This is a genomic window from Pseudomonas sp. P1.8, assembly GCF_001269805.1.
Classification (GTDB): domain Bacteria; phylum Pseudomonadota; class Gammaproteobacteria; order Pseudomonadales; family Pseudomonadaceae; genus Aquipseudomonas.
Map to the genome: position 1 here is coordinate 1 of NZ_LHVM01000030.1, position 1460 is coordinate 1460.

Below are 1460 nucleotides of genomic sequence, written 5' to 3' on the forward strand. Positions count from 1 at the left end.
TGTCATTGTCCAGCACATTACCGCTGACCGTACCGCCTTCCCTTACCGAATCAGCGTCCGCTTTGGCGGTGGGCACGTCATCGACGATGTTGACCACGATGGTGCTGGTGACGATGTTGCCCAGCGAGTCGGTGGCCTGATAGGTGAAGGTTTCGTGGGTGACGTTCGGCCCGTCATTGGCGTTCGGCGTGGTGCTCGACGGGGACGTCAGGGTGTAGGTGTAGGTGCCGTCGGAGCTGAGCACGATTTGCCCATGAGCCCCGGCGCCGCTGCCGACCAGCGCGTAGGTGAGTGCGCCCACGGCGCCACTGACCGAGCCGACCAACGTGCCGCTGGCGGTTTCCCCGGTGTTGCCCGGCTGACTGCCGACGACCGTACCGGCGGCCAGGTCCTGGCCATCCTTGACCAGGTCGAGGGCTTTTTCGTAGACCGTGACGTCGGTGTCGCTGAGCGCTTTCAGGCAACTGTTGTACACGTCGATGGTGATGGTGGTGGTGCTTTCATCGCCGTCGGCATCGCGCACGGTGTAAGTGAACACATCCACCGCGCCAGGGCCGCTCACCGTGTTCGGAGTGCTGTGATAGACCGCGTTGCCATTGGCATCGAGGGTCAGGTAACCGTAAGTGCCGTTGATCTGGCTGTTGAGGCCGCCGATGGCCGAGGTCGATGTGTCGCTGCCGAAGCGCACGCCGACGACCGCACCGCTGGCTGCCGGGCCATCCGCACCGCCGATGTCATTGTCCAGCACATTACCGCTGACCGTACCGCCTTCCCTTACCGAATCAGCGTCCGCTTTGGCGGTGGGCACGTCATCGACGATGTTGACCACGATGGTGCTGGTGACGATGTTGCCCAGCGAGTCGGTGGCCTGATAGGTGAAGGTTTCGTGGGTGACGTTCGGCCCGTCATTGGCGTTCGGCGTGGTGCTCGACGGGGACGTCAGGGTGTAGGTGTAGGTGCCGTCGGAGCTGAGCACGATTTGCCCATGAGCCCCGGCGCCGCTGCCGACCAGCGCGTAGGTGAGTGCGCCCACGGCGCCACTGACCGAGCCGACCAACGTGCCGCTGGCGGTTTCCCCGGTGTTGCCCGGCTGACTGCCGACGACCGTACCGGCGGCCAGGTCCTGGCCATCCTTGACCAGGTCGAGGGCTTTTTCGTAGACCGTGACGTCGGTGTCGCTGAGCGCTTTCAGGCAACTGTTGTACACGTCGATGGTGATGGTGGTGGTGCTTTCATCGCCGTCGGCATCGCGCACGGTGTAAGTGAACACATCCACCGCGCCAGGGCCGCTCACCGTGTTCGGAGTGCTGTGATAGACCGCGTTGCCATTGGCATCGAGGGTCAGGTAACCGTAAGTGCCGTTGATCTGGCTGTTGAGGCCGCCGATGGCCGAGGTCGATGTGTCGCTGCCGAAGCGCACGCCGACGACCGCACCGCTGGCTGCCGGGCCATCCGCACCG

General features: G+C 64.3%; 1 protein-coding gene. It reads right to left on the bottom strand.

The features are described from left to right. Positions 1–1460, bottom strand: a 1460-nt coding sequence (locus AD668_RS28240) for an Ig-like domain-containing protein (RefSeq protein WP_218187266.1), incomplete at both ends; no start/stop codon positions are given.